This window comes from Gordonia sp. NPDC003504 (assembly GCF_053587995.1).
In genome coordinates this window covers 164,639-190,221 of record NZ_JBSFPC010000004.1, presented here as the reverse complement: position 1 = coordinate 190,221, position 25,583 = coordinate 164,639, and the positions used below count along the sequence as shown (strand labels likewise).

Annotated in this window: 4 protein-coding genes; all 4 read right to left on the bottom strand. The window is 69.6% G+C overall.

Going from position 1 to position 25,583, the window contains the following annotated elements; genetic code table 11:
• Positions 1-26: 26 nt before the first annotated feature.
• The 4 genes from ACWDPV_RS10245 to ACWDPV_RS10230 are packed head-to-tail and all read right to left on the bottom strand — an operon-like array spanning position 27 to position 25,514.
• The gene (locus ACWDPV_RS10245) at positions 27-1,409 is read right to left on the bottom strand and encodes an MFS transporter (protein WP_449742863.1); all 1,383 of its coding nucleotides are present in this window, start codon (positions 1,407-1,409) and stop codon (positions 27-29) included.
• Positions 1,409-14,773: an amino acid adenylation domain-containing protein gene (locus ACWDPV_RS10240; RefSeq protein ID WP_449742862.1), complete on the bottom strand. Its 13,365-nt coding sequence runs from the start codon at positions 14,771-14,773 to the stop codon at positions 1,409-1,411. Before ACWDPV_RS10240 ends, ACWDPV_RS10245 begins: the two co-directional genes overlap by 1 nt.
• A complete protein-coding gene (locus ACWDPV_RS10235; RefSeq protein ID WP_449742861.1) occupies positions 14,770-22,377 on the bottom strand; it encodes an amino acid adenylation domain-containing protein in 7,608 nt (2,535 codons plus the stop codon). Before ACWDPV_RS10235 ends, ACWDPV_RS10240 begins: the two co-directional genes overlap by 4 nt.
• Positions 22,374-25,514, bottom strand: coding sequence for an amino acid adenylation domain-containing protein (locus tag ACWDPV_RS10230; RefSeq protein WP_449742860.1), 3,141 nt, complete (start codon positions 25,512-25,514; stop codon positions 22,374-22,376). The genes ACWDPV_RS10235 and ACWDPV_RS10230 overlap by 4 nt, the downstream gene beginning before the upstream one ends.
• Between the last annotated feature and the right edge of the window lie 69 nt (positions 25,515-25,583).

Sequence of the window (25,583 nt, the reverse complement as noted above, 5' to 3'; positions counted from 1 at the left end):
CCGGGTTCGGCTCACGCGCGGCGGCCTCAGCCGACCGGTGTCTGCGTGGGCGCCTCCTGGCGCAGCGTCACCAGCGACCGCAACACCAGGGCCGCGACGACGGCAGCGGCCAGCAGCATCAGGCCGTAGTACACGATCGCATCCGAGGCCACCCAGATCGACCCGAATGCGCCGGCGACGAGCGCGCCCACGGTGACACCACCGACCTCCTGGGCCATCCAGATACCGTTGACCCGGCCCAGTAGCGGCCCGGGTGTGTGCTGCTGGATCAGCGTGTAGCGCAGCACTTCCTGGATCGCCTCGAGGAATCCGATCACCACGAGCAACGCGATGGCGAGCCACGCGTAGGCGGTCAGACCGAACACGGCCATGAGCGCGAAGGTTGCGATGAGGCAGCCGAGGAGGAGAACTCCCGGTCGACGTACCGACCCGAGCCACCCGCTGGTCAGTGCCGCGACCATCGCACCGGCCGCGACAGCTGCGAACAGCAGGCCGGTGATCGACGCGTTGCCGTCGAATCGCTGCGCGACCAGTGCCGGGAGCAACGCCACCACACCGGGTGCGAACATCGCCAGCACACCGACGACCATCACCGCCCCGACGATGCGCTGACTGCGGAGAAACGACCAGAGCGGCGGAACCGTGGTGGCGGGAGAGTCGGCGGAATCGGTGGCGTCGGCCCGATCGGCCGTGGGTGTCTGGGCCGTCGGCTGCGGCCGACCGCCGTCATCAACGGCCGCGTCATCGAGGCGGCCATCGTCGTGGACGGCGTCGTCGAGGACTGGGGCATGCGGTGGCAGAGAGGGCAGTCCGCTGATGATGAGGACGGTCAGGAAGGCCAGCACCGCGGCGACGGTGTACGCCCATTCGACACCGGCGGCACCGATCACGAAGCCCGCGATGCCCGGTGACACCGCCGAACCGATGCGCACCGTCAGCGCTCCCAGCGCTCCAACGGCTGCCAGGTGTCGGCGCGGGATCAACGTCGGGACCGCGGCCATCAACGCCGACGTCGACAAGGCGCCGATCAGACCGTCGACCACCGCGAGCACGTAGAGCACGGCCACCGACGCGGAGCCGCCGAAGACACCGAAGGCGTTGGCCGCCAATCCGGCAAACGAGAGCGCGGCCGCCGAGCGGCCGGCCAGGATGAGCAGCTTGCGATCGAAGCGATCGGCGAGGACACCGCCGAGCAGCATGCCCACGAAGGTGGCGATCCCGGTGACCGCGGTCGCCGCACCGACCTGCGCGGACGAACCGGTGAGGTCGTACATCTGCACCGGCACAGACACCAGCAGCATCCCGATGGCGACCAACGAGACCAGTCGCGCAACGAAGATCCGTCGGAACGGCGGGGACACCCGCAGCGGCGTGATGTCGATCAGCAATCCTCGGGCCCGCCCGGCCATCAGTGTTCTCCCTCGTCGTTGGTCACGGTGTTCACGGTGTCCCTCGGAGCGCCGGAGACGGCCGTCGCGGCGGTCAACTCCGCCACCCAGCGATCGGCCCACGACGTCACCGTATCCTCGTCGACCACACCCGGCTGCCACACCCAGGTCGCCACCAGGCGTGGTCCGTCCGGACCGTCGAGGGTGGTGACGTTCACGATCAGACCGTAGGACGCGGGCATCCGTTCGCCCGGTCCGACATCCGCCGACTCCGGCGCCATACCCCAGCCATCGAACTCGAAGGACCGATAGCGGCCCAGGTAGTTGAACTCGATGGCGGCGCCGGGCAGCGAAGCACCGGCGACGTGGCGCAGCAGGCCGTGACCAAGGCCGCCGTCCGCGATGGTGGCGCGCTGCTCATTCAACGCCCGCGCCTCCTCGGCGACGGACCCGGCGTTGCCCACTACCACCGGATGTACCGCGGTGAACCAGCCGACGCTGCCGGTGAGGTCTGCACCGGGCACCACCTGCTCCTCGCGGCCGTGGCCTTCGAGATCGATCAGGGTCGTCTGCGCCAGTACCGCGCCCAGCGCACCGAGCAGCACATCGTCGACGCCCACACCCAGGCGGGCGGGAACCGGGCCCAGCAGATCGCGGGCCACATCGGTGTCGACGGTCACCCGATACTCGCGAGCGTCGGCCTCGCGGTCGGTGCCCGGGTCGATCGGTCGTGAGAAGGGTGGCGCGGCCACCGAATCGGTGAGGTCCCGCCACATCGGGAGTTCGTCGGAGCGATCGAGCGTCACCAGTTCCCTTGCCCACGATCCGAATCCGGGCGGCACGGACCCCAGCGACACGGCGTCGCCCGCCACGATCTGCGAGTACGCGGCGACCACCTCGGGGACGAGTACGCGCCAGGACACACCGTCGACGACGAGGTGGTGGATCGCCAGCAGCAACCGTCCCGGCTCGTTGCCACGATCGATCCAGGTGGCTGACAGCATCTCTCCGGCAATGGGATTCAGGCGGTCGCGGGTGCGGCGGGCGATGTCCTCGACGACCCCGGGGTTCAGTTCCGCAACGACCTCGGTGACCACCTCCACCGCGGATGCGGTCTCCGGTATCTCGAAGCGCCACGGTGATTCGTCGGCGACCAGGTGCGCGCGCAGCATCGCGTGACGATGCACCAGGGTGCCCAACGCGGTGCTCAGGGCATTGACATCCAGATGCGCGGGGACCGTCAGGAATGCCGACTGATGGAACCCGGCGATGACCTCGGCATCGCCGGCACTCACCTCCTGCAGCCACCGGATGATCGGGGTCGCGGGCACCGGACCGGAGGACACCACCGGCAACGGTTGCACCGGCCCGTCGACGGTGTGCAGGTGCGCCGCCAACTCCGCGGCGGTGCGGTGGGTCATCACATCCCGCGGGCCGACGACGAAACCGTCCGCCCGCAACCGCGCCACCAGTTGCATCGCCACGATGCTGTCACCACCGAGTTCGGTGAAGTCGTCATCGACGCCGACGTCGTCGGCGTCGAGGCCCAGCACCTCGGTGAATGCCCGGCAGATTCGGCGTTCGGCAGAGTTCGTCGGTGCCCGCAACGAGCGCTCCACGTGCGGTTCCGGCAGCGCCCGGCGATCGATCTTCCCGTTGGGCAGCGTCGGTAGCGCATCGAGGACGACGACCGCCGCCGGCACCATGTAATCGGGCAGTACCGCGCGCACGGCCGCCCGCAGACCGGCCGGATCCGGCGCGCCATCGGAGCGGTCACCCTCCGTCGCGTCGGCGACGACGTAGGCGATCAGTCGATTCGACCGCTCGACCGCGATTGCGGTGGACACCCCGCCGACCGCGATCAATGCCGCCTCGACGTCACCTAGTTCCACCCGGTGACCGCGGATCTTCACCTGATCGTCGCCGCGACCGCGGTATTCGATGTGACCGGTGCTCGTCCAGCGCACCGTGTCGCCGGTCCGGTACATCCGGGAACCGTCGGCGGTGAACGGGTCGGCGACGAACCGTTCGGCCGTCAGATCGCCGCGGCCCAGGTACCCGCGGGCCAGTCCGGCCCCGGAGAGGTACAACTCGCCGTCGACGCCGTCGGCCACCGGGACGAGCACGTCGTCGAGGACGTAGGCCCGCATCCCGTCGACCGGTCGGCCGATGACCGGGCGCTCGGTGTCGGCGACGCGTGCGACGAGGGCGTCGACGGTGCCCTCGGTCGGTCCGTAGAGGTTGTAGGCGTCGGAGCCGGGCAGATCGCGCCACCGCTGCCACTGCTCGGGTGCGACCGCCTCGCCACCGAAACCGATGGCGGCCATGGTGGTCTCGGCGCCGCCGAGCGCGGCGAGGTGCGATGGGGTGAGTTCCAGGAAGTCCCACGCCTCGTCGACGAGTTGGGTGGCGAGCGTCTGGGCGTCGCGCTGGGTGTCGGCGTCGACGATGCTCACCTCATGGCCGTCGAGCAGCCACAGCTGCGGCTGCCACGACGCGTCGAACGCCAGCGACCAGCCATGCCCGACCCGCAGCCTGGCGCGACCAGTGCGTCGACGCGCCGGTTCGTGCAGCATCCGTCGGTGACTGCCGAAGAGATTCGCCAGCGCCCGATGGGGGATGACCACACCCTTCGGCGTTCCCGTCGAACCCGAGGTGAAGATCACGTAGGCGGGGTGCTCCGGTCGCAACGGCCGTGCACCCGCCGACGGCCGGAACACCGTCGCGAGTTCCGCTTCGGTTGCCGGGGAGAGGAGTTCATCGTCGAGGCGGTCGATGACCCGGACCGGACGCACCACGTCCACCATCGCCGCGACCCGATCGTCGGGAGTGTCCGGCTCGATCGGCAGGTACGCGGCACCGGAGTACAGCACACCGAAGATCACCTCCAGTGCGTCCACCCCGCGCGGGAGTCGCACCACCACAACGTCTTCGGGTCCGATGCCGGCGGCGGCGAGCCGTCCGGCGATGACCCGGACACGGTCGTGGAGTTCACCGAAGCTGCGTCGGCCGTCCGGCCCGCGCAGTGCCGGGGCGAGTCGGTCGGATTCGGTGGCGCGGTCGAGGAGATCGGCGACGGTGGTGGGCGCTTCGGTGGCCGGGTGGAACAGTGAGCGGTGTTCGTCGGCGGTGCGGATGTCCATGCGCCGCAGTGGGGTATCGGTGTCGGCCACCATGAATTCGAGGATGCCGGTCAGGCGTGCCGCCATGGCCTCGACGGTGGCGCGTTCGAACAGGTCGGTGCTGTATTCGATCACGCCGCCGACCCGCGCGTCACCACGCGAGGTGTCCTCGGTGAAGTCGAAGGACAGGTCGAATTTCGCGGTGGTCGGTGCCGGCAGCGAGACCGGCCCGTCGAGGTCCGGAAGGATTCCGTCGACGTAGACGACCATCGTCTGGAACAGCGGGTTCATCGATGTGGAGCGTTGTGGTGCAACGGCTTCCACGACGCGCTCGAACGGGATGTCCCTGTTGCCGTAGGCATCGAGATCGCTGGTGCGAACCCGTGCGAGGAGTTCACGCGTGGTCGGGTCGCCGCCGAGGTCGGTGCGCAACACCAGTGTGTTGAGGAAGAAGCCGACGAGATCGTCGAGGCGGGCATCCGAACGCACCGTCACCGGTGTGCCGATGGGGATGTCGGTGCCGCCACCGAGCCGCGACAGCAGCACCGCGACCGCGGTCCGCATCACCATGAACATCGACGTCCCGGTGGCCGACGCCAGGTCACGCAGCCCGGCCACCAGGTGCGGTTCGAGGGCCAGGAACACACCGTCGCCGGCCCCGCTCGGTCGCGGTGGGCGGGTGCGGTCGTAGGGCAACGCCAACTCGTCGGGGAGTCCCGCAAGGGCCGAACGCCAGTGGTCGAGTTGTTGCTCACCCCGCCCGCCGTCGATGAGTTCGCGTTGCCACGACGCGAAGTCGGAGTACTGCAGACCCAGGGGCTCCCACGGCGGAGCGGCACCGGCCTGACGGGCCCGATACGCGGTGGTCAGGTCTGCGCGCAAGGGTGGCGCGGACCATTCGTCGGTGGCGATGTGGTGGATCGTCACCACGGCCACGTCGTCGGTGGCCGCCACCCGGATCGGGATCTCGGCGGCCAGATCGAAGGCGTGCGCACTCGAGCGGGTGAGATCGGCCGGACCGTCGACATGCTCGACGACGATGTCGGGTTCGTCGACGAGGTGCGGTTGCTGATCGGGATAGCAGGTCCGCAGGACCTCATGACGATCGACCACATCGGCCACGGCCGCGCGGAGAACCTCGATGTCGATCCGCTCGGCGGCCCCGGTGGGCCCACCCGGACGCCACATCAGCGGCACGTTGTAGGTGGTGGTCGGTCCGGCCAGGGTGTGCAGCGTCAGCATCCGCTCCTGCCCGTAGGACAGGATCGGTGCGGAATCGGTGCGGCGCACCAGCTCCGGCAGCGGCGCGGCCGATGCGGCGGTTCCCGAGGAGAGGTGCTCGGCGAGTGCGGCCACGGTGGGCGCGTCGAACAGCACCCGCAGCTCGGCGTCGTATCCGAGGGTGGAGCGCACCAGGTTGAGCACCTTGATAGCGAGCAGGGAATGACCGCCGAGCGCGAAGAAGTCGGCGTGGACGTCGGTGACCGGGTGGCCCAGGACCTCACCGAAGATCTCGGCCAGGTCGGACTCGAGATCGGTGCGGGGTGCGGTGCCGCCCGCGGTCGTCATCTCCGGCGCCGGCAGTGCCGCACGGTCGAGCTTTCCGGTGTGGTTGAGGGGCAATGCGGCGACCACCATGATCGGCGCGGGCACCATGTAGGGCGCCAGCCGCCGCGACAACGCGGCGGTGACGGCCGCGGCCACGTCGGTGGGTGTGGCCGCGGAATCCTCCGGTACCACCCACCCGACGAGACGATCGGCGTCGACGGCGACGGCACCCGAGGCGATGCCGTCGACGGCCCGCAAGGCGGCCTCGATCTCGCCGAGTTCGATGCGGTTGCCGCGCACCTTGACCTGACTGTCGGCGCGTCCGACGTACTCGAGAATGCCGCCGCGGCGGCGGACGAGGTCGCCGGTGCGGTAGAGGCGTCCGCCGGGGATCTCGCCGGTCGGATCGGCCACGAACGACGCCGCGGTCAGTCCACTTCGGCCCAGATATCCACGGGCGACCGGGATTCCACGCACGTAGAGCTCCCCGAGGACACCGTCGGGCACCCGGTGCAGGGCCGCATCCAGGATCAGTAGGTCGGTTCCGGCGATCGGGGTACCGATCGGGATCGTCGGCATTGTCGCCGAATCGTCGGTATCGGCCACCTGATCGGTGACGACGACGGCCGTCTCGGTGGGGCCGTAGGCGTTGATCAACGCGATCTGCGGTGCCGCGGCGGCGACTCGCGTGGCCAACGGTGTGGTCAGGGCCTCACCGCCGGCGATGATATGTCGCATCGTTGCCAGCTCGGGCAGGTGTTCGGCGAACAGGTCGAGCAGAGACGGGACGAACACCGCAGCCGTGACCGCGTGGTCGGCGATGATCCGCGCGAGCCGACGCGGGTCGCGGTGTGCATCGGGTTCGGCCACCACCGCCGCGGCACCGGACACGAAGGGCAGCAACAGTTCCCACACGGCACCGTCGAAGCCCGCCGGGGTCTTGACGAGCATCCGATCCCCGGCACCGAAGCCGCCGGGGATGGTCGCCAGACGCCACCGCAGTACGTTGACGACGCTGCGGTGACTGACGACGACACCCTTGGGACGTCCGGTGGAACCGGAGGTGAAGATGACGTACGCGGGATGGTCGGGGTGAATCGTCGGTGGTGCTACTGCCGACGCTGTGACCGCCGACGCCGTGACCGCGGGGGCCCGGTGATGATCGGGGTGAGCGGGCTGGGGGGTCGGCCCGTCCTCGGCGATACCGCCGAGTCCGTCGAGTACCAGCACCGGACGTTCCGCGGTGGCGAGGTGCCGGGTGGCGTCGTCGAGGAGGACGACGGCGGGCGTCGCGTCACCGAGGATTTCGGCGATACGTGCGCTGGGCAGATCCGCGTCGATCGGCAGGTAGGCGGCACCGGAATACAGCACCCCCTGCAGCGCGACGAGCTGGCCGATACTGCGGGACATGATCACCGCGACAACGGATTCGGGTCCGACGCCGGCCGCGCTGAGTCGTGCCGCGATCCGCCGGGCCGCGTCGCGGCACTGCCGGTAGGTCATCATGTTGCCCGTGGTGTCGGTCAGGGCCGGCGCGTCCGGGGTGGCCCGCGCCGCGTCATCGAGCAGGTCGATGAGCGTGGAGGTGCCGCCGTCACCGGCGAGAGCCGTCGGGTCACCGCCACGTTCGGCACGACGCAGGGCGTCGAGGTCGGCCGCATCGAGCACCGCGATGCGATCGAGCGCGAGATCGGGATCGGCGGCCACCGCCCCGATGACCCGGGTGAGGTGATCGAGCAGTGCCCGGGCGGTGGTGCGGTCGAACTGGGCGGTCGCGTACTCGAGGCCGATGGTCAGTTCACCGCTGTCGGCGGCGTCGACGAAGGTGAAGGCGAGGTCGAACTTCGCCGCCACCGAGGTGAGCGGTGCGAAGGTCGCCGGAACACCGAGGAATCGGTCGGGGACTCCGTCGAGCGGCAGGTAGGACACGCTGACCTGGAACAGCGGGTTGCGTCCGGACACCCGTGCCGGTGCGAGCCGCTCGACGACCCGCTGGAACGGGATGTCCTGATTGTCGAAGGCCGCGAGGTCGACCTCACGGACCCGATCGATCAACTCACCGAATGCCGGACGGCCACAGACGTCGATGCGCATCACCTGCGTGTCGACGAAGAAGCCGATGAGGTCCTCGAGGGCCGGGTCGTTGCGGCCGGAGATGGGGCTTCCCAGCGGGATGTCGTCGCCCGCTCCTTCCCGGTGGAGCAGAGTGGCGACGGCGGCCTGGGCCACCATGAACATGCTGGCGCCGTGCGCGGTGGCGACCTCGGCGAGGCGGCTGCGGGTGGCGGCGTCGATGGTCGCCATCTCGGTGGCGGCGGGACCGGCGGCCCCGGGACGTCGGGCCCGGTCCCGGGGCAGCGGCAGTTCGTCGGGGAGATCGGACAGGGTCTGCGCCCAGAACTCGAGCTGACCGGTGCCGACGGCGTCCACCCGATCTCGTTGCCACACGGCGTAATCGCCGTACTGGACGGGCAGTGGCGCGAATGGGGGTGCCGCGTCGGCCAGCCGTGCCGCGTAAGCGGCGGTGAGATCGGTCAACAGCGGTCGGTCGGACCATTCGTCGGTCGCGATGTGATGCATCGCGATGGTGAGGACGCCGGCGGTCTCACCGCTCCCGCCGGATTCGACGACGTCGGCAGCCACCCGATCCAGGCGCACCCGGATGGGTGGTTGCGCGGCGAGATCGAAGGGACGGGTGAGTGTCTCGCGGGCCCGTTCGCCGAGTTCGGCATCCAGTTCACCGGCCGGGCCGGTGACGGTGGTGACCTCGACGATGTCGGGGATCTCCGTGATGTCCAGAATCCGTTGGGACGGTTCACCTGTCGCCGATTCGACGATGACCGTGCGCAGGCTCTCGTGACGTGTGAGCAGGTCGGTGACCGCCGAACGCAACGCCGACGGATCGATCGCCGCATGCAGCCGGACGACGTGCCCGTAGTGATACGACGTATCGGTCGGATCGAGGCGATGCAGCACCCACAGCCGTTCCTGTGCCGGCGACAGGGGCAGCGGGTCGGGTCGGACGCCGACGACGATGTCGCTGGCCGAGCCGGTTCGGTGGACCCGCAGGGCGATGTCGGCGGGGGTGCGGGCCTCGAACAGATCTCTGATGGACAGTTGCGCACCGAGTTCGGTGCGGACCGCCGACACCAGCCGCATCGCCGACATCGAATGGCCGCCGAGTTCGAAGAAGTCGTCGTCGACGCCCACCGGATCGGCGGTGCCGAGGACATCGGCGAACACGGCACACAGCTGCCGTTCGATCTCCGTCCGCGGCTCACGATGGGTGGTGGCCGGTCGCGCGTCGGGAAGGGCTCGCACGTCGAGCTTGCCGTTGACCGTCATCGGGAATTCGGTGACCGCGGCGAACAGCGTCGGGACCATGTAGTCGGGTAGTCGCGTCGCCAGGCGCCGCCGGATATCGGTGAAGTCCACACCGGCCGACGGGTCCGTGGGGATGACGTAGGCGACCAGACGTTTGATGGACGGATCGCCGGGGTCGGCGGCGGCGACCACGGCGGCCGATGCCACGTCGTCGAGTGCGGTGAGGGCGGTGTCGATCTCGGCGAGTTCGACGCGGTATCCGCGAACCTTCACCTGGTCGTCGGTGCGCCCGAGGAAGTCGAGGTTGCCGTCGGCGCGGATCCGCATCAGATCGCCGGTGCGATACAACCGTCCGCCGCTGGAGAACGGATCGGCGACAAAACGTTCGGCGGTCAGGTCCGCGCGGCCGAGGTAGCCGCGCGCCAATCCGGCACCGCTGATGTAGAGCTCACCGGCGACCCCCGGGGGCACCGGCCGCAGCCAGCCGTCGAGCAGATGGGCGTGGGTGTTCCAGATCGGGGTGCCCACCGACGAGGTCGGCGACTCGTCGGTGCCGATGCCCAGCGTGTTGATGGTGTACTCGGTCGGCCCGTACAGGTTGTAGCCGAATGTCTTCGGGTTCTCCCGCAGCCGGGTCCAGACTGGATCTCCGACGGCCTCACCGCCCAGCAGCACCAGTGGCGGCACATGATCGGCCGCATCGCCGGCGTTGCCGTCGAGCAGACCGTCGGCGAACAATTGCGCGGCATACGTGGGTGTCACGTTGATGACGTCGATGCGGTGGGCCGCGCAATAGGCCACCAGCGCAGCCGAATCACGGCGCAGATCCTCGTCACAGACGTGCACTTCGTGACCCTCGACGAGCCAGAGCAGTTCCTCCCAGGACATGTCGAACGCGAAGGACACGGTGTGCGCGATGCGCAGTCGTCCGGTGATGCCCGCCGAGCGGGCCACCTCGATGGCCGGTTCGAAGACCTTCTCCCGGTGATTGAGTTGCATGTTGGTCAGGCCGCGGTACGGCGTGACGACACCCTTGGGTTTCCCGGTGGAACCGGAGGTGTAGATGACGTACGCCGGCCAGTCCGGATGCACCCGGGGTGTGGTCCAGGTCGGCTCGTCGGGCGCGGGCAGGTCGTCGATGGTCAGGATCGGCACCCCGGTGTCGGCGAATCGTTCGCCGACGCGGCTGTGGGACAGGATGATTCGCGGTGCGGCGTCGTCGATGATGGTGCGTAGCCGCTCGTCGGGATGATCGAGTTCCAGGGGCAGATAGGCGGCGCCGGCCCGCAGGATCGCGAACAACGCCACAACCGTGTCGATGCTGCGGGGAATGGCCAGCGCGACAACGGTTTCGGCACCCACGCCGTGATCGGAGAGGATGTGGGCGACGCGGTCGACCTCGGATTCGAGTTCGGCGTAGGTCATCCGCCGGTTCTCGAAGACGAGTGCATCGGCGTCGGGGATTGTCGCGGCGCGTTCACCCAGGAGGTTCGACACGGTCACGTCGGGTAGCTCGTGGAGCGGGCCGGCGAGGCCGGTGTCGCCGGGCAGGCTCAGATCCACCGCGGCCACCGGTGCGTCGAGGTGGGTGCCGATACCATCCAGCGCCCGGCGGAAACGCGCGACAAGTGCAAGCGCGGTGGTCTCGTCGATCAGGTCGTCGCGGTACTCCAACCGGAACCGGATGTTGCGGGACGGGGTGACCACCAGCGCCACCGGATAGTGCGTGTGATCGAGACTGCCCTCGCCGATGACGTCGTGCAACGCCGACTGCGTGCGTTCCTCGTCCTCGGTCCGGAAGTTCTGCAACACGTAGAGCACATCGAAGAGCACCGGGTGCCCGGTCTCCTGCTGGAGCCGGTTGAGGCCGAGATGGTCATAGGCCATCATCTCGACACGTTGATCCTGCATGCGGCGCAACAGTTCTGCGACAGTCTCGTCGGGTCGCAGGACCGTGCGGACGGCCACTGTGTTGAGGAACAGGCCGATGACGGTGTCGATGCCCGGCACCTCGGGGGGTCGGCCGGCCACCGTGGAACCGAACGCGACATCGGTGCGGCCGAGTTGGCGCGACAGGGTCAGATCGAGAGCGGCGGTCAGCACCGTGTTGAGCGTGACGCCGGCCGTGCGGGCATCGGCGCGCAGCCGTTCGGAGAACTCCGCGCCGAGGTCGACGTCGATGCGTCGGGGGGCGCGCGGAGTGGTGGTCGCGGTGGTGCCGCGAGGTGCGATCAACGCCGGCTCGTCGTAGCCGTCGAGGTGGGCGATCCACGCCGCCACCGCATCGGCGTCGTCGGCGCCACGGGCCAGCCAGGAGAGGTAGTCGCGCAGTGACGCCTCCCGCACCGGAATCGGACTGCCGTTGAGGTGCGCGAGCAGTCGGGACACGAAGAGGCCACCGGACCAGCCGTCCCACAACAGGAATCGCCGGTTGACCACCAGACGGTCACGATCGCCGGGCAGATGCACCAGACGCATCCGCCACAACGGTGCCCGGTCGAGGGCGAACCCGGTGGCGCGGTCCTCGGCGAGCAACTCGGCGAGGCGATGCTCGGCATCGGCGGCCGAGTGCTGCGACAGATCCATCTCGGTCACATCGGGTTCGACGACGGCGGCGATCACCTGCAGGGGCCGGCCGTCCACCTCGACGAATGCGGCCCGCAACTCGGGGTTGGTGTCCAGCAGGGTGCCCGCGGCCCGACGCAATTCCGCGGCCTCGATGCGATGACCGAAATCCAGCCAGAACTGGGCGGTATAGATGTCGGCGTCGGCATCCATCCGGGCCTGATAGTAGAGCCCCTCCTGCAGGGGCGTGAGGGGCCAGACATCGGCGATGTCACCATGTGCGGCAACCAGTTCCGTGAGCGACTCGGAGTCCAGATCGACCAGGCGGTCCTCGGCGAATCCGACGACGGCACCCGCCACGGCGTCGGCGAGACGCCTCGCATCCTCGACCCGCGCGGGATCGATACGGACTCGCACCTCCCATCCCGCGGCCGTGGGTGCGCCGTCATCGGTCCGGGCGGGACGGACCGCCACCGACACCGCATGCGAGGTGGGCAGTCCGTGGTCGCCGACGATCACGTCCGGATCGACGATGTCACCGGCGCTCCGTGCCGCCATCAGCGAGGCCGCCACCTGTGGAGACAGGTATCGCAGGATATCGAGGGCCGGGCCGGGCACCGCGGTGGTCGCGCCATCGGACACGGCGATGCGGGTGGGTGTGACGCCCCGGAACGGCCCGCCGGTGCGCTCGGCACCCGCCGGTCGCAGGTCGGTGACCACGTCGACGAGCAGGTGGCTCCCGAGGCGCTCACCGAGGTGCTGCGCGAGGGCGGAGCACACCACGCCGGCGATCTCCGCCGGGTCCGGCGCAACGGTGACGTCGACCGGGCGACGGACGCAGACCGGGCCACCGTGGTCCGCAGGGTCATCAAGACCGGTTGGGTGGGTCGGTAATTGGGCTCCGGGGGCCAGCACCGCAAGCCACTGCGGCAGGGCCGACGGGTCCGCGGCCTGTGCGGCCAGCGCGGCGGAGGCCCGACCCAGTGACATGGGCACCGGATCGATCTCGATCGTGCGCCCACGCGCGAGGTCGTCCGCCGCGGCCGTCAGATCTCGGCGCAGGATGTCGATGGTGACCGGATCGGCCAGTGCTGGGTGCACCCACAGCGTCAGTCGGCCCGACGCCTGGTCCAGCGTGGCGCGGGGAAGGTGTGCGGCGGCCGAATCCGGCTCGGACGCGGTCTCGGTGGTGCAGTCGAGTGGGATCGTCGCGCCGTCGGCCGGCGCGGTGGACAGCGTCCACAGGATCGGGACCGGTCGGGCCAGCGTGGTGCGCAGCACGTCGTGGCGGGCGGCGAGGGCCGAGAGGATCTCGGTGACCGTCCCGGGTGCGGTTTCCGGCGCAACGTCGACGTGAATGCGGCTCGGTGCCAGGCTATCCGGGTCGATCTCGGCGATCCGCAGCCGGTGCAGGGCCGGCGTGAGGCCGGCGGCGGGCATCGGGCTGTCCTGCGCCGGGCGGTCGTCGGCGCTCACGCCGATCTCCGTGAGGCGGTCGTCGGGCCCGTGGCTCAGGTCGGTGAGGAAATCGTCGAAGGCTGTGGCGATCTGTGCACTCTCGATGGCCGCCTCGGCCACTCCGCGGACGATGACCTCGGCGGGAAGTCCTTTGCGGCGCAGTTGGATCTGGATCTCGACGTCGGAGACCGGACCGGAGGCGAGGGCGTGCACACTCACCTCACCGCCGCCGATGGTCTGTCGTGTGCTGTTCGTGAGGACGTTGATGCCGAGGCCGAACATACGGTAGGGCCCGCTCGCCGGATCGGCGTCGGCGGCGAGGGCACGACCGAGATCCTCGGCGCGGAAACGGCTTCGGGGCAGCAGGCCGAAGAGGGCGCGGTCCACCCGGGTGGCCAGGTCGGCGAGATGGTCACGGCCGAACGCCGCCACCCGCAGCGGCAACACACTGGTGACCATCGACGGCGCCGAACGCGTCCCCCGGTCGAGGCGACCGGTCACCGGCAGTGCGAACACGAGATCGTCACGACCGGTGCGCAGGTGGGCGAAGGCCGCCACCGCCGCGATCAACATGACCGCGGGCCGCACCCCCACCCGGGAGGCGAGGGCACGCAGCACCGCCAATCGGTCGGCGTCGATCTCGAAGCGGGCGTGCGTGATTCCCGGTCCCGGTGGCAACTGCTGATCGAGCAGTCGAACCGGCTCGGGGTGGTCGGCCATCAACCCGGTCCAGTATTCACGGTCCTCGAGATAGGCGGGACCGCACCGGTAGTCGGATTCGGCCGCGACGATGTCGCCGAGCGCCCAACTGTCGGAATGTATGCGACCGCCGTCACCGGATGAGGGATCCGCCGGGGCGTCGTAGCGCTTGCGGACGGTCTCGGCGTAGGAGACCAGACCCATTCCATCGCAGACGAGGTGATGTACCTTCAGGAAGGCGAACACCGCCGTGGGGGGTGCCGCCGGTTCGTCACCGGCGAGCAGGATCCGGAAGTCGCTGAGCGGACCGGCGTGAATATCCATGGGCTGGGCCATGGTTCGCTGCATCCACGCGTGCGGATCGGTGCCGCGGATGTCGACGACGGGGACGTCGAATTCGTCGATCGACAGCAGTCGTTGGGTGAGTTCGCCGTCCTCCTCGGCGAACACCGCCCGCATGGCCTCGGCGGCGTCGAGGGTCTGGCGCATCACCGTCCGCAGGCGATCAGGGTCCGTGGTCGACGGCATCCGGATGTAGAGGCCGGTGTTGTAGAGCGTCGGGTCGGCGGCGATCTGCATGCCGAGATAGATGTCACGCTGTCCGGCCAGGAGGGGATGACGCCGCCCGGTCGACTCGGTCGAACGGGACAGGCGGGAGATCGAGGTCACGAACACACTCCGGTGGTTTGCTGATGCGTGGGGGACTGAGCGGGGGACTGGTCCGTGTGATGAGACGCGTCGGTTCCGGGTGGGTTGGCCGCGACCAGATCCTGCAGCGCGGTGCGCCACCGGTTGGCGAGTCGTGCGACGGTCCCGGCGTCGATCTGGTCGCCGAGATGGCGGAAGGTCCCGGTGAGGATCGGGCCATCCGCCTCGTCGCGGCACACGATCTCCACCTCGAGGGGATGGGCCACCCCGAGGTCCGGGTCGGCGGCCGCCGCCACGGCGTACGACTCGGCCGATGGCTGCCACGCACCGCCGCTGCCCACCGAGAAGCGGCCCAGGTAGTTGAGCAGCACACTCGCTGGTGGCAGCGTGGCCAGCGCCATGGCGGTCTGCGGATTCAGATACCGCAACATCCCGAAACCGGCTCCGGCTGAGGGCATCTCCTGCCATTGGTGTTCTGCCGCCAGTACGGCCGCGCGCGGATCGGTGCCGTCGGCGGCCGGGAGGCGCAGCGGGGCCATGGTGGTGAACCACCCCACCGTGTGGGTCAGATCCCGGTGACCGAGACCGGCCGATTCGGTGTCGCGACCGTGTCGCTCGGTGTCGACGACGAGGTCACCGGCGCCGGTGACCTCGGTCGCCGCGATGCGCAGCGCGCCGAGGAAGACCGAGGTGACCCCGACCCCGAGACGGCTCGGCAGATCGGTGACGATCGCCCGTGAGGTCGCGCGATCGAGTTCGACGACGTGGCTGCGCTGTGCCGCGAGAGTGCCGGAGCGTGCCGGGGACCCCGGGATCAACTCGCCTCCCGGTGCGAGCACCGCAGCCCAGTGCGCCACCTCGCCCAGCAGTTCCGGGGCGAGTGCGGCCTCGGCGACGGCGGCGGCGAAGTCGCCGAGCCTCGTTGCGTCTGCGGTGTCGGTGGCCGAACCGGCGTCGTGCACGGCGGCGAGGTCGTCGAGGAGGATGCGGCGGGAGACCCCGTCGACCGCCAGATGATGGATGACGAGGACGAGGCGTCCCGGATCGCCCGGATTCCTCGGCGTCAGATGGGCGGCGGCGATCATCCGGCCCGAAACCGGCGACAACCGTGCAGCGCAGGCATCGGAGGCCGCGGCGATCGCGTCGGCGACAGTGTCGTGGGCGTCGAGGGGGACGACGTCGAGGATGTCGGTGGCCGCGACATCGCCAGGGGCTCGAGCGGTGAGCGTCCACACGTCGCCGGCGATGACGTTCAGGGTCATGCGCAGTGCCTCGTGGGCGTCGATCAGCGACTGCAGTGCCGCCGTGATCGACGCGGGTGTGGCCTCGGGTGGGGTGTCGACGACGACGGACTGATTGTGGCGATCGATCCGCCCACCCAGTTCGCGGAGCCGGTGCATGATCGGCAGCAGAGCGATGACCTCACCGGAACCCGTTGGTGCCGTGTCGGAGTGCGTGTCAGCGTCGTCACCCTCGCTGATCGGTCCGGCCACCACGGCCAGGGCTTCGATGGTGCGGTGGGTGAAGACATCCTTCGTTCGTAGGCGCCAACCGGCCCGCCGGGCACGATTGACCAGCGTGGTGGAGACGATCGAATCACCACCGAGCGCGAAGAAGTCGTCATCGACCGAGATGTCGCACGCCGGCAGGTGCAGTGTCTCGGCGAAGATCGCCAGCAGTGCCGATTCGGCCTCGGTGGCCGGCTCTCGGGCACCCTCGCGTGCCACGCCTGAGGTGTGCGGCTCGGGTAGCGCCGCGACATCGGTCTTGCCGTTGGTGGTCAACGGAATGGCGTCGATACCGATTACCGCCACCGGCACCATGTGCTCGGGCAGCAACGTGGCGAGCGCCGAGCGCACGTCGTCTGGGGTGATCCCGTCGGTGACGACGTATGCGAGCAGCCGGTGGCCCTCCGCCGGGCCGGGGCGGGTGATCACCACGACGTCGCGCACGCCGCTCACCCCGGCGACGGCGGCGCGCACCTCACCGAGTTCGATGCGGAAGCCGCGGATCTTGACCTGCGAGTCGGCGCGGCCTTCGGAGCGCAGACGGCCATCGCCGGTGAGCCGGAACAGGTCTCCGGTGCGGTAGCAGGTGCCACCGCCACCACCGGGATCGGCGACGAACCGCGCCGCCGACAATCCCGGACGGTTCAGGTATGCCCGGGCCACCTGCGGACCCGACAGGTACAGTTCGCCGATCACCCCGGGCGGCACCGGACGGAGGTATCCGTCCAGCAGCCGACCGGTGAATCCGGGCAACACGGCACCGACGGCGCTGCCCACCGAACGTTCCGCGGAGTCGGCGTCGATGTCGAGCAGGGTGGCGTGCACGGTGATCTCGGTGATGCCGTACATGTTGATCGCCCGGACGTCGGGCCAACGGCGCAGGAAGGCGGTGAGCCGACGTGCGTCGAGGGCCTCGCCGCCGAAGATCAGGTGGCGTAGCGATCCGAGGTCGGCATGGTCGACCTCGGTGAGGGTGGCCTCGAGGGCGTAGAAGGCCGACGGTGTCTGGTTGAGCACGGTGATCTGCTCATCCCGCAGCAGGGTCGCGAAGTCGGCGGGGGAGCGGGTGGTCGCACGATCCGGAATGACCAGTCGTGCACCGCTCGACAGCGCTCCCCAGATCTCCCACACCGAGAAGTCGAAGGCGTAGGAGTGGAACATCGTCCAGACATCCGCCGGGCCGGTGCGGATCGCCTCTCGGGTCGCCGCCAGCAGGGACACCACGTTGCCGTGGGTGATGGTCACGCCCTTGGGTCTGCCCGTGGAACCGGAGGTGTAGATGACGTAGGCGGGGTGATCTGCGGTGACCGGGACCGGCCGCGCGACAACGGGTTCACCGGGATCCGACACCGATACCCGGGCGCGATACCCGGCGTCGACGATGACGACCGGCCGGGCGTCGGCGAGGATGGTCGAGATGCGTTCGTCCGGGTAGTCCGGGTCGATCGGCACGTAGGCACCGCCCGCGCGCAGGATGGCGAGGATCGAGATCACCTGGTCGACGCCGCGCGGCAGCAGCAGGGCCACCAGATCACCGGGGCGGACCCCGTCGGCGATCAGTGCGGCGGCCAGGTGCGCGCTGCGGCGCTCCACCTCGCGATAGGTCAGCACGTCGACGCCGGCGGTCAGTGCGACCCGGTCGGCATGTTCGGCGGCGGTGCGGGTGAAGACCTCCCACAGGGTGCGCGCACCGTCGAGGGTCGGGCGCTGCACGCATGCGGCGGTGGCCGCCGACATCGGCAGTGCTGCAACGGTATCGGGCGCATCCGGCATCCGCAGCGCAGCGATACGGTCGTCGGGATGGTGGGCGAGCATCTCCAGGAGGTACAGCACACGATCGGTGAGGTGTTCGGCGGTGTCGCGGTCGAACAGGTCGGTCGCGTACTCCAGCCGCAGGCGCAATCCGTCGGTCAGACCGACGAATTCGAAGGTGAGATCGAACTTCGCGGTCCGGGTCGGCGGGAAGAGCGGTGTCGCGTCGAGGCCGGTGAAGTCGGGTGCCTCGATCGGGTCCCGGTACTGGACCATCGTCTGGAACACCGGGTGACGTGACAGCGTCCGCTGCGGCGTCAACGCGGCGACGATGGCGTCGAACGGCAGATCGGCATGCTCGTAGGCGTCGAGATCGGTACGCCGGATACGGTCGATGACCTCACCGAGGGTCGGATCGCCACTCAGGTCGGTGCGCAATGCAAGGGTGTTGACGAACATGCCGATGAGCTCTTCGGCGGCGGCCGTGGTGCGCCCGGCGAACGGTGTGCCGACGACGATGTCGTCGCCGGCGCCGGAGGCCGACAGTGCGAGTGCCACCGCCGCATGGACGAGCATGAATCGGGTGGTGCCGGTGGTCGCGGCGCGGTCGTCGAGTGCGGCAACCAGTTCGGTGGGTACCGTGCGATCGATCTGATCGCCACGGTGACTCGGTTCCATCGGCCGGGGCCGGTCGGTGGGGAGCCGTATCTCGTCACCGATGCCGTCGAGAATGTCCCGCCAGTGACCCAGTTGCCTCGCGCGCAGCGACGTCGGGTCGTCGGGGTCGCCCAGCCGGTCGAGTTGCCACACGGTGTGATCGGTGAACTGGACGGTCGGCGGCGCCACGGTGATGCCGTTGTAACCCGCGGCGAGTTCGTCGAAGAGTCGGCGGGCCGACCACTCGTCGGCGGCGATGTGGTGGACGGTGAGGAGCAGGATCGCCGACGCGGTGCTCGTTCTGATCAGATCGGCGCGCAGAACGGCGTCGGCCGCGAGGTCGTAGGGACGGGCCATCAACCGCGCGATCAGGGCGTCGGTGTCGCCACCGCCGCTTCCGCCGTGATGCTCGACGACTGTGACCGTCGCCCGATCGGCGGGGTCGATGACGGGTACTTCGCCGACGATGCGGGTGCGGAGCACCTCGTGTCGTGTCACGATGCCGGTGAGCGAATCAGACAGTGCGCCGGCGTCGATCGACGATCCCGGATGTGCGTCGAGACGGACCGTGAAGGCCACCGTATAGGCGGAATCATCGACACCGGACTGAAAGAGCAGCCGACGCTGCGCCGGCGACAAGGGCAGGGGATCGGGTCGCGGCCCGGGCACCGGCCCCGGTGGCGTCATGGGGCCGGCGGTCACCGACCCGCTCCGATCGGTGTCTGTCGGTGCGGTGTCGATCAGCGCGGCGAGGTCGGCCAGCACCGGATGGTCGAAGACGTCGCCGATGCCGAGCCGGGATCCGGCCTCCACCCGAAGTCGGGTGAGAAGTCTTGTCGCGGATAGGGAATGGCCGCCGAGATCGAAGAAGTTGTCCTCGATGCCGGCGTCACGACCGAGGACTGCGGTCGCCGCCGCGACGACCGCGGTCTCGGCGTCGGTGCGCGGACCGCGTGACAATCGGGTCGATCCGGCGTCGGCCGGATCGGGCAGGGCCAGTCGATCCACCTTGCCGCCCGGCGTCAACGGCAATGCGTCGAGGACGGTGATCGACGCCGGGATCATTGCGGCCGGCAGCGAGGTGCCCAGTGCCGCGGTGATCTGGGGGGACGACAGCCCGGGCCGACCGCTGACGTAGGCGTCGATCCGGGTGTCACCGGCGGCATCGGTGACCGCCCGGACGGTGGCCTCACGCACCGCGTCGACGTCGGCGATAGCCGATTCGACCTCGCCGAGTTCGACTCGCACGCCGCGGATCTTGACCTGGCGATCGGCGCGGCCGAGCACCGTCAGCCGCCCGTCGGTGTCGATGCGGCCACGATCGCCGGTGCGATACAGACGACTCCCGGATCCGCCCGGATCGGCGACGAATGCGGTCGCGGTCCACTCGGAGTGACCCCGATACCCACGCGACACTTGCGGACCGCCGACGTAGATCTCGCCGGCGACACCGGTCGGGACGGGCCGCAACAGATGATCGAGGATGCTCACGCGGGTGCCTGCGACCGCGGTTCCGGCGGTGATCGCTCCGCCGGTGACCCGGCCCATGGTGATGTCGCCGGCCACCTCGGAGGAGCCGTAGGAGTTGATGATCTCGGCGCCGGTGGCGGCCAGGGTGTCCCGGGTGGCCGCGACGAGCGGTTCACCGGATACGATCCACCGTCGGGGTGTGGGCGTCGCACCGACCTCGGTGATCGCCTGTGCCAGTGACGGTATCGCGGTGATCTGGTCGACGCGGTGCTCCGCGGCCAGGTCGGCGACTGCGGTCGCGTCGCGGGCGGTGGTGTCGTCGGCGAGGATCACCGTCGAGCCGGCGGCGAGAGCACCGAGCAATTCGGTGCTGCCGTCGATGAACGCGATCGACGACTTCGCGAGAACCACTGCGCCGTACCAGGATTCCGCGGCCCAGGCGATCCGGTTGGCGAGCGCACGAGACGTGCCGACGACGGCCTTCGGGGTGCCTGTGGAACCGGAGGTGTAGATGACATAGGCCGACGAATCCGGATGGACCGCCACCGGATACGGGCCTGCTGTGCCGGAGGTGGACTCCGCGCCGAGAGCCGCGGCCATCACGTCGTCGATGACAAGATCCGGTTCGGCATCGCCGAGCATGAAATCGATGCGCGCCGCGGGGTATCCGGGGTCGATCGGCAGGTAGGCGGCACCGGCCCGGAGTACCGCGAGCAGGGAGGTGACCATGTCGACGCTGCGCCGGACCGCGATGGCGACGATCGATTCGGCGCCAATACCACGTGCGGTCAGAGCGGCGGCGATCCGATCGACGGATGCCTCGAGCTCGGCGTAGGTCAGGCGATGATCGCCGACGCGCAGCGCGACATGTTCGGGTACCCGCTGCGCGCTGACCGCGATCCGATCGGACACCGGCACGAACGGGGCCGGGGCCGGCCCTTCGACTCCGCGTGTGGCGTCCGCGTCGGCGTCGCTGCGGGGCAGCCGTGCGAGGGTGACCTGGGGGGTGTCGACGATCGCCCCGATCGTCCGGATCAAGCGTTCGAGAAGGGCCGCAGGCACCGTGCACCCATCCTGTGCCCGCCGTTCCAGGAGGATACGGATGTCGGGATCATCCTCGACGAGAATGGTTGCGGCGTAGCTGTTCTCATCCTCGATGTGCGGGCGGACCGGGCCGCGCGGGAAACTCTCGAATACCACGACCGAGTTGAACAACTCACCGAGGCGAAGGGATGCCTGGATGTCACCCAGCGCGCTCTGATGCTGATCGAGGAGGGCGAGCTGTTCCCGCTGAACACGCGAAAGCAGCTGTGCCACCGATTCATTCGGATCGATCCGGATCCGCACCGGGATCGTGTTGATCAACATACCGACCATCTCGTCGACACGGTCGACCGCCGGATCGCGCCCGGACACGACGGCACCGAAGATCACGTCGTCGGCGTCGGTGTGATCGGCGAGGACAAGCGCCCAGGCCACCTGGATCAGGGTGTTCACCGACGCCCCGTGATCACGCGCCACCGCACGCATCCGGGCGGACCGGGCGGTCCCGAGTCGGTGTCCCACGACCGGTGGGGCGGGGTCGATCTCCGGCAACGGCAGCCGGGTGGCGGACCGCACACCGGACAGGGCGGTACGCCAGCGCTCGAGCCCGTCCGGTCGGCCCGCCCGCCAGCGCAGGAAGTCACGCACGTCCGCCGGTGCCGGAAGCGGCTCGTCGCGCAGCGCCCGCACGATCTCGTCGAAGAGCCGGTGCAGTGACCAGCCGTCGAGGGCGACGTGATGAGCGACGATCAGCAGGTGGTGGCCGGTGGAGGCGTTGTCGGCGGCGGCGAGGATGACACGGAACGGGGGCGGCGAGGTCAGGGTGATCCCGCGGTTCCGTTCGCGGTGCCGCAGTGCGTCGAGGTCGAGGGCGGCGGCGAGCGTGCAGAACTCCACCGGTGCGGCGACGTCGGTGTGGACACGCGCGACCGGTGCACCGCTGCGTCGGCGGGTGTAGGAAGTCCGCAATACCGCGTGGCGTGCCATCACCGCGGTGACGGCGGCGACCACCCGGGCGGGTAGGGACGCATCGATCATCACATGATCGGTCAGATCCACATCGGCGAGGATCAGGTAGGGGTCGTGAGAGCCGCCGGCCCGCGGCCGGGTCGAGTGATAGACGATGGCCTCCTGCAACCCGGTCAGCGGCAGGATGTCGTCGATGCCGGGGACGCCGGTTCCGGTGGCGGTCACAGCAGGTCTCCCTCCACCAGGTCGTCGAGTTCGTCGACACCGAGTTCGGCAGTGGTGAATGATTGGGCAGCGGTGGTGGCGTACTCGGAGTGCAACGATGCCCCCGGCCCCGGATCTGTGGAGTCCGGATCTGTGGAGTCCGGATCCGGGACCCGTGCGACCGTGGCGAGCCGCGTGACGGTGGGGTGGTCGAAGAGATCGATAGGGGTGATCGTCACACCGGCCCGGGCGGCGTGGGCCACCACGCGAACCGCCGTCAGGCTGTCGCCGCCGAGGACGAAGAAGTCATCGTCGACTCCCACCGCGGGAATGCCGAGGACGTGGCGGAATGCCAGCGCCAGTGCGCGTTCGGTGTCGGTCGACGGTTCCCGGGAAGAAGCGGCGAGGGCACCGAAATCGGGTCGGGGCAATGCAGCTCGATCGATCTTGCCGTTCGGCGTCAACGGGAGAACGTCGATTCCGGCGATGGCGGCCGGGATCATGTAGTCGGGGAGGCGATCGGAGAGATGCCGACGCAGCGCCACTGCGTCGATCTGATGGCCACGCGCCGGTACGGCGTGGCCGACGAGTCGGCCGTCGACGGCGACGGTGACCGCCCGTTCGACCGAATGATGTTGTGCCAGGGCGGCATCGATATCACCGAGTTCGATTCGGAAGCCGCGGATCTTGACCTGGTGGTCGGTGCGGCCGAGGCAGTACAGCATCCCGTCGTGGCCGCGGCGCGCCAGGTCGCCGGTGCGGTACATCCGGGCGCCCGGCGGCCCGAACGGGTCGGCGACGAAACGGGTGCAGGTCAGGTCGGGCCGCCCGTGGTAGCCGCGGGCGAGTCCGGCACCGGACAGGTACAGCTCGCCCTCATCGCCCTCGGAGGCCGGATGCAGCGCCGAATCGAGAATCCGGACACCGGTATTCGCGATCGGCGTGCCGATGCCGACCTCGGCGGTATCGCCGCGGCGCAGCGGGGCGGTGGTCGACCAGATGGTGGTCTCGGTGGGGCCGTACATGTTTCGGACCGAGGCGGCGTGCGCCGTCAGCTCGCCGGCGATGTCGGCCGGCAGTGCCTCGCCGCCCACGAGGACATCGACGCCGGTGAGCGCCTCGCCGTGGCCGGACTCCAGAAATGCCGACCACAGCGACGGGGTGGCCTGCATGATGTCGATCCGGTGGGTGCCGATGAGCGCGGCCAGACGTGCCGGGTCGTGCACATCGTCGCTGGTGGCCAGGACAACGGTCGCACCCGCGGCCAGCGGCACCAGCGTCTCCAGAATCGCGATGTCGAAGGAGATGGTTGTCACCGACAGCACACGGCGGCCGGGACGATAGCCGACGAGTCCGGCGAGGTGTCCGCCGAAGTTGGCCAGCGCCCGATGGCCGATCACCACACCCTTGGGGGTGCCGGTCGACCCGGAGGTGTAGATGACGTATGCCGGGTGCTCCGGTGACGGCGACACGACACCGCGATGATCCGACGGCAGTGCGGTCGTCGGCGTCAGTACACGCACCACGGCCGTTGCGGCGGAGCCGGGTTCGATGACGGCCACCGGTGCGGCGGCGGCCATGGTCGCGGCCAGCCGTTCGGCCGGGAAACCGGGATCCAGCGGCAGGAATGCCGCACCACTGTGATGGACGGCGAGCAGCGCGACGATCATGTCGACACCCCTCGGCAGGGCGACCGCGACGATATCCTCCGGCGCCAGGACCCCGAGTTCGTCCGACAGCGCCGTCACCCGCGCACGCAGCGTCGCGACGTCGATCCGCTCGTCTCCACAGATCAGTGCGACCGCGTCGTCGGGGTGGGCGAGCACACGCTGCACGAGCGGAGTCGGATCGATCGGGCCCCGGGTGGCCTCGTCGGCGGCGGCGATGGCACGTGCCGCGGACTGTTCGTCCGGCAGCGCGATCGCCCCGATCGATACCTCGTCGAGCGTCGGTGCTCTCGTTGCGGCCGCGACGAAAGCACCGATGCCCGAGCAGATGTCGGCGACGTCGGCGTTGTCGTAGAGATCGGCGTCGGCATCCAGCACGATCTCGAGGTCGCCGTCGAGGTCCGCGCAGGTGATCGCCACGTCCACGACGGGGCCGCGGGCGAGTGAACGGATGACCGCCACGTGTCCGCCGATGGCGGCCGTCGGGGAGAAGGGCTTGATGTTGAGGGTGGGTCCGATGACACCGTCGATCCCGCGGCGCCGCAGGTCGCGCACGATGTCCTCGCCCCGGTAGCGGGCGTGTGCGCTCACGGTGGCGATCCGGCCGGCGACGTCGGTGGCCACCTCGGACAAGGTCGAGTGCCGGTGCGTCGGCACCCGCAGCGGAATGACGTTGACCGTGCTGCAGGCGCACATCGCCGCGGGCGATCCCAGTCGATTCATCATCGGGAATCCCAGGATCACCTCGTCGGAATCGACGAGTCGTGCGCAGTGGGCCGCGATCAAAGCGGCGAGGACCGCCGGTGTCCGGGTGAGTGATCCGGCGCCGCCGACCACGACCCGTTCGGTCCGGACGCGTCGCGCGATGCGGTGGCCGCGTGGTGCCTTCGCGAGCGTGACCGGACCGCTCGCGTCGGCGAGTTCACGCTCCCAGAATTCGCGATCACCGGGGCGGGCGTCGTCCACGCCGGCCGGCAGATCGGTGATCGGGCGCAGTGTCTGCGGATCGGTGAGGTCGTCGTACAGGCGTGCGATGCGGCGAACGAGGAGTCCGAGCCCATAGGCATCGAGAACCATGTGATGGGCGACGATGAGCAGACCGAGTCGGTTCCCGGCGGTGAGCACCGAGATCTCGGCGCACGGCCCGATGGCCGGATCGATCGGCCGGCCAACCGCCGTGGTGGCCACCGAGTTCAGTGCAGATGGGTCCGGGCCGAGATCGACCTGTCTGACCTCGATCGGCTCGCCGAGGTGAAAGCGCAATTCGCCGTTGTCATCTGAGAACCGCGCGGAGAGTAGATCGGCCTCGCGCGCGGCGGCGGTGGCCGCAGCGATCAGTCGTGCCGCGTCGGGCCGTGTGTCGAACTCGAGAAGCTGGCCGATGGTGAACACCGGCGACGGCCCGATGACCGACTGCGCGGCCCACAGGCCCTGCGCCGCCGCCGATGCGGGGAACGAGGGTTCGTGGGACGGAGCGCAGGCCACAGACATAGTAGGGCAGCCTACCCTTCATTTGGTTAGACTTTCCAAAGAGGGGCGGTCCGCGGCTTTCACCGGGCG

Bases quoted from the DNA above. Each gene is read 5' to 3' on its own strand.
- ACWDPV_RS10230 (WP_449742860.1), bottom strand. From the start codon at position 25,514: ATGTCTGTGGCCTGCGCTCCGTCCCACGAACCCTCGTTCCCCGCATCG.
- ACWDPV_RS10245 (WP_449742863.1), bottom strand. From the start codon at position 1,409: ATGGCCGGGCGGGCCCGAGGATTGCTGATCGACATCACGCCGCTGCGG.